The 5,999-nt window shown below is 60.9% G+C and carries 5 protein-coding genes; 3 read left to right on the plus strand and 2 right to left on the minus strand.

Translation table 11 applies throughout. The features are described from left to right. A partial coding sequence (locus Q1V60_RS00780; RefSeq protein WP_300626769.1) for an aminotransferase class III-fold pyridoxal phosphate-dependent enzyme occupies positions 1 to 914 on the plus strand: 914 nt, incomplete at its 5' end. Between the two features lie 34 nt (positions 915 to 948). Here the strand turns inward: Q1V60_RS00780 and punR are convergent. Further along, on the minus strand, positions 949 to 1,863 hold the full coding sequence (gene punR, locus Q1V60_RS00785; RefSeq protein WP_300626770.1) for a DNA-binding transcriptional activator PunR: 915 nt from the start codon (positions 1,861 to 1,863) through the stop codon (positions 949 to 951). Positions 1,864 to 1,985: 122 nt separating this feature from the next. Between punR and punC the strand changes: the two genes are divergently transcribed. Beyond that, positions 1,986 to 3,170, plus strand: a complete 1,185-nt coding sequence (punC, locus tag Q1V60_RS00790; protein ID WP_300626771.1) for a purine nucleoside transporter PunC — start codon at positions 1,986 to 1,988, stop codon at positions 3,168 to 3,170. A 132-nt stretch (positions 3,171 to 3,302) separates the two neighbouring features. Here the strand turns inward: punC and Q1V60_RS00795 are convergent, their stop codons facing one another. Further along, the gene (locus tag Q1V60_RS00795) at positions 3,303 to 4,136 is read right to left on the minus strand and encodes a nucleoside-binding protein (RefSeq protein WP_300626772.1); all 834 of its coding nucleotides are present in this window, start codon (positions 4,134 to 4,136) and stop codon (positions 3,303 to 3,305) included. A 158-nt stretch (positions 4,137 to 4,294) separates the two neighbouring features. On the opposite strand from Q1V60_RS00795, the gene Q1V60_RS00800 reads away from it, so the two are divergent. Next, positions 4,295 to 5,797: a nucleobase:cation symporter-2 family protein gene (locus tag Q1V60_RS00800; protein WP_300626773.1), complete on the plus strand. Its 1,503-nt coding sequence runs from the start codon at positions 4,295 to 4,297 to the stop codon at positions 5,795 to 5,797. Positions 5,798 to 5,999 lie beyond the last annotated feature (202 nt).

The raw sequence follows: 5,999 nt of genomic DNA on the forward strand, positions 1-5,999 counted from the left end.
CCGGCCTGGACCGCGCGTTTTTCAACAATTCTGGGGCGGAAGCCAACGAGACGGCGCTGAAACTCGCACGGCTGCATGGCTGGAAAAAAGGCATTGAGGCGCCGTTGGTGGTGGTCATGGAAAACGCCTTCCACGGGCGCACGCTGGGCACCATGGCGGCCAGTGACGGGCCGTCGGTGCGCCTGGGTTTTCAACGCTTGCCGGGAGATTTCCTGAAGGTGGGTTTTGGCGATCTGGACGCCTTGCAGCGCATCACTCAACAGTTCGGCCCGCGCATCGCTGCCGTGCTGTTGGAACCGATCCAGGGCGAGGCGGGTGTGTTACCCGCGCCCGCCGGCTATCTGCACGCCTTGCGCGACCACTGCACGCGCCACGGTTGGCTGATGATGCTGGATGAAATACAAACGGGCATCGGCCGTACCGGGACCTGGTTCGCTTTCCAGCAAGAAGGCATTGTTCCCGACGTGATGACCCTGGCCAAAGGGCTCGGCAACGGCGTGCCGATCGGCGCGTGCCTGGCCCGTGCCGCCGTCGCCCAACTGTTTACCCCCGGCAGCCACGGCAGCACCTTCGGCGGTAATCCGCTGGCGTGTCGCGTTGGCTGCACGGTGCTGGACATTATCGAAGAGCAGGGGCTGTTGCAGAACGCCGCGCACCAGGGTGCACGTTTGCTGGCGCGGCTGCGGGTGGAGTTGAGCGAGCATGCGCAGGTGGTGGCGATTCGCGGGCGGGGCTTGATGATCGGCATCGAACTGGCCGTCCCCCGGCGTGATCTCGCTCAACGGGCGGCGCAGGAGCACGGGTTGCTGATCAACGTGACGCGCGGCAAGGTTATCCGGCTGTTACCGCCGCTGACCCTGGATGCCAATGAAGTCGACATGATCGTGCGGGCCATCACCCGGTTACTGGATTGAACACCGACACAAAATCCGGGTTCTGTGTGATGGTTCAGCCATCGCTGCCGTTGAGCCACTCCTGGTTCAGGGTTTCGGTATCCCCCAGGTATTCCAGCAACCACGCCATGGCCGGGGACAGCTTGTTCTGCGCCCAGGCCACGCACGATGGGCTGGCCGGGAAGGGCCGGTGCAGTTGCAGCGCCACCAGCTCGCCGCGCTCGATCCATGGCAGTACCTGATGGGCCGGTGCCATGCCGACGCACAAGCCGTCGCGCAGGCAATCGAGCGCCGAGGACCAGTTGGGCACCACCAGGCGGCGCTGGTTATCCAAAGTCCAGGTGTCCCGCTTGGGCAGGTTGCGTGAGGTGTCGGTCATGCACAACGACGCGAAAGGGCGCAGTTGGTCGTCACTGAGCAGGCCGCTTACCGACGCCAGAGGGTGCTTGGCGCTGACCACGCACAACCAGTTCAACAAGCCCATGTCACGAAAAGTGAAGTGGCTGGCCACCGGTACCGCGCTGGTGGCGCCGATCACAATGTCGGTGCGCTCGTCAGCCAGGGCATCCCACACACCGTTGTACACCTCGTACTCGAGCAGCAATTCCACTTCGGGAAACTGCCGATAGAAATCCAGCACCAGTTGCCGACAGCGCTGCGGCTTGACGATGGAATCCACCGCCACTTTCAGTTGACCGCTCCAGCCATTGGCCACCTGCTGGCACAAGCGCCGAGTGCCGAGCATTTTTTTCATCACGCCACGGGCTTCGTCGATAAACAGCCGGCCGGCAGGCGTCAGCTCAACGTCACGGTGGCGACGTACAAACAACGGCACCGCCAGCCATTCTTCCAACTGACGCACCGTATAGCTGATGGCCGACGGTACGCGGTGCAATTCCTGAGCGGCGGCGCTGAAGCTGCCGTGGCGCGCAACGGCATCGACCACATCCAGGGAGTATTCGGACCACATGGCGGCTGCCTTCAAAATTATTGATAAGAATGTCCAATTATTATCGCTTCACAGTAAAACTGTCAGCTTTATAATGGGCGCCAGTCAGCAAATAGTTTGATGGCAAGGTCTACAAGGCTTCAATGAAAAATTCTTTTGGTTTCACTTGGTATCTGGCGGGGCTGAGCATGCTCGGTTATCTCGCCATGGACATGTATTTGCCGGCGTTTGGCGCCATGGGCGAGCAGCTGCAGATTGGTGCTGGGGCGGTGGGCGCCAGCTTGAGTATTTTCCTTGCCGGTTTTGCGGTAGGGCAGTTGCTGTGGGGCCCGTTGTCCGACCGCCTCGGGCGCAAGCCGGTGCTGCTCATGGGGCTGAGCCTGTTTATGCTGGGTTGCCTGGGCATGTTCTGGGTGCAGACCGCGCCGCAGCTCTGGGCGTTGCGCTTTATGCAGGCGATCGGCGTGTGTTCCGCTGCCGTGAGTTGGCAGGCGTTGGTGATTGACCGCTACCCGGCCGACAAGGCTCACCGCGTGTTCGCCAGCATCATGCCGCTGATGTCGCTGTCGCCGGCGTTGGCGCCGTTGCTGGGCTCGATGGTGTTGAATCACTTTGGCTGGCAGGCGATTTTTGGTGTGTTGCTGGGCGTATCGGTGCTCTTGCTGCTGCCGACAGTGTTTCTGCGCAGCGCGCCGAAGCGCACGACGGACGGGCCGGTGCGCCTGGGCTACGCACAGTTGCTCACATCACGGGTATTTACCGGCAACGTCATGATCTTTGCCGCCTGTTCCGCCAGTTTCTTTGCCTGGCTGACCGCGTCGCCGTTCATTCTCGGCGGCATGGGCTACAGCCCGAGTGACATCGGCCTCAGCTACGTGTTGCCGACCCTGGCATTTCTCGTCGGCGGCTACAGTTGCCGCAGCGCCTTGCAGCGCTTGCCGGGCAAAACCCTGCTGCCATGGCTGCTCGCCTTCTATTGCCTGAGCATGGTGGCGTTGTATTGGGTTGCGACCCTGACAGTGCCGACGCTCACCACTCTGCTGATTCCGTTCTGCCTGATGGCGCTGTGCAACGGTGCCAGCTACCCGATAGTGGTGGCGAATGCGCTGATGCCCTTTGCGGAAAATTCCGGCAAGGCGGCGGCGCTGCAAAACACCCTGCAACTGGGCTTGTGCTTTCTCGCCAGCCTGGTGGTGTCATCCATGCTCGAGGAGCCGCTGTTGATTACGGTGATCGTGATGCTGGCCACCGCGCCGGTGGCGGTGTTGGGTTATTGGTTGGCGCGGCCGAAGGCTGAGGGCTCTGAACTGGCAACTGATCTGAACTGATAATGCGATCAAAAATGTGGGAGCTGGCTTGCCTGCGAAGGCGGCCTGACAGCCGACCAGGCTGCTGGGTTGGCCCGAGCAAGTCCGCTCCCACAGCAAGTCCGCTCCCACATAGGTATCGGACTTCTTCGGTTAGAACGTCACTTCCAGATTTACGGTCGGCGTCGACGTACGGCTACCCCGGCCACCGTCCACGCCGAATTTGTTATGCCAGTACTCGTAGCCCACGCCGAGGTACAGGTTCGGCTTGACGCTTTTGCCCGGCCGCACCGCCACCATCAGCGCCGTGCGCATCAGGGCTTCCGGCGCGGTATCGCGGCCATGATAGTCCTCGCCTTTCTCCCCTACGTAATTGATAAACCCCTGGAATTTCGCCGCATGATTGGCGATCTCGAACGGGCGCATCCATGTCAGGTTGAGCATGTAGGTGCCGTCGAAGGTGTGATTCGACTCTTTCGCGCCGGGGATGCCGGTGTGGTTCTTTTCCTTGTAGTACAGCAGGCTCAGGTCGAGCACGCCGACGGTGTTGAACTTCAAGGTCGGGCCGATCACCAGGGCGCGCTTGTTGGCTGAAGCGAAGTTGTTGTTGCGGTTGGCATCAAACCCCAGAGTCAGCGCGTAATCCTTGACCAGTCCGCTGCCCGGCGGCAGGTCGAACACCCGCGAGGCGTAAAGCTGATGCCGGTACACCGCGTACACCTCGCTGCCGCCGTGGTCGGTGCCCTTGCGCGGGTCCTTGCTGTCGGACAGAAACACATCGAGATTCAGAAAATTGCTGCCGTACCGGTAGCCGCTGGCGTGGGTGAAGCTGTAGATGCGCTTGCTGAAATCGTCGGGGTTGTTCGGGTTGGTAAAGTGTTGGCCGTAGCGAAACCCCAGGCTGTTATTCATCCATTCCACTGCCACAGCCTCCCCGCCGCCGAGGAGGGTCAATGCGACGGTTGCGCCCTGCAATGCCTTTTTCATTGTGCTGAGTCCTTTGGCGTTCTGGCTCATGACGGCCGGATTGTTTTTGTAACGCCGCGGCAGGGTATCTTGTTCAATAGATTGTATACAACTATATGGACATACAGTCTGAACATTGCATACAGTGGGCGCACAACAAAAACAGAGAACCTCTCACCATGACTATTGCGAAGGCGTCACCGCAGCGGCCCGAAGATGAAAATCTAGGCGTCGCCGCCAACATGGCTTACGGCCTGCAGCATGTGCTCACCATGTACGGCGGCATCGTTGCCGTACCGTTGATCGTCGGCCAGGCGGCCGGGTTGTCGCCAGCGGATATCGGCCTGTTGATCGCCGCGTCATTGTTTGCCGGTGGCTTGGCCACGTTGTTGCAAACCCTGGGCCTGCCGTTCTTCGGTTGTCAGTTGCCGCTGGTACAGGGTGTGTCGTTCGCCGGGGTGGCGACCATGGTGGCGATCGTCGGCAGCGACGGGGCAGGGGGCGTGCCGGCGATTCTCGGCGCGGTGATGGCCGCGTCGTTCATTGGTTTGTTGATCACCCCGGTGTTCTCGCGCATTACCAAGTTTTTCCCACCGTTGGTGACCGGTATCGTGATTACCACCATCGGCCTGACGCTGATGCCCGTGGCCGCGCGCTGGGCCATGGGCGGCAACAGCCGCGCGGCGGATTTCGGCAGCATGTCGAACGTCGGCCTGGCTGCACTGACGTTAGTGCTGGTGTTGCTGCTGAGCAAAATCGGCAGCGCCGCCATTTCGCGCTTGTCGATTTTGCTCGCGATGGTGATCGGCACCGTGATCGCGGTGTTCCTGGGCATGGCCGACTTCTCTGCCGTCACCCAGGGACCGATGTTCGGTTTTCCCACGCCCTTCCACTTCGGTATGCCGACTTTTCATGTGGCGGCGATCATTTCCATGTGCATCGTGGTGATGGTCACCCTGGTGGAAACGTCGGCTGACATTCTGGCGGTGGGCGAGATCATCGACACTAAAGTCGACTCCAAACGCCTCGGCAACGGCCTGCGCGCCGACATGCTGTCGAGCATGTTCGCGCCGATCTTCGGTTCATTCACGCAAAGTGCGTTCGCCCAGAACGTCGGCCTGGTCGCGGTTACCGGCGTAAAAAGCCGGTTTGTGGTGGCAACCGGCGGCGTCTTCCTGGTGGTGCTGGGCCTGCTGCCGTTCATGGGCCGGGTGATTGCCGCAGTGCCCACCTCGGTGCTTGGCGGTGCCGGCATTGTGTTGTTCGGCACGGTAGCTGCCAGCGGTATTCGCACGCTGTCCAAGGTGGATTACCGCAACAACATGAACCTGATCATCGTTGCCACGAGTATCGGTTTCGGCATGATTCCCATCGCCGCACCCAGCTTCTACGATCAGTTTCCCAGCTGGTTCGCGACCATTTTCCATTCGGGTATCAGCTCGTCGGCGATCATGGCGATTTTGCTGAACCTGACGTTCAACCATTTCACCGCCGGTAACTCGGACCAGCAGTCGGTTTTCGTGGCGGGGACTGAGCGCAGTTTGTGCTTTCGCGACGTGGCGGCGTTGCGCGATGGCGATTACTACAGGGGCGGCAAGCTGTTCGATGCCGAGGGCAGGGAAATTCCGCTGGTGGCGGATACTCCCAGGAAAACGGTGAAAACTGAGACCACCGAAGTCTGAATGTGGGAGCCGGCTTGTTCGCGAAGGCAGTGTGTCAGTTAGCACATCAGTCCTGACACACCGCCTTCGCGGGCAAGCCCTAATGCCAGTCAGTTAAGACAGAACCGGTCCCTGTGGCGAGGGAGCTTGCTCCCGCTGGACTGCGTAGCAGTCCCATTTTTGGGGCCGCTTCGCGCCCCAACGGGAGCAAGCTCCCTCGCCA

The sequence above is a fragment of the Pseudomonas sp. genome, assembly GCF_030147005.1.
Taxonomy (GTDB): domain Bacteria; phylum Pseudomonadota; class Gammaproteobacteria; order Pseudomonadales; family Pseudomonadaceae; genus Aquipseudomonas.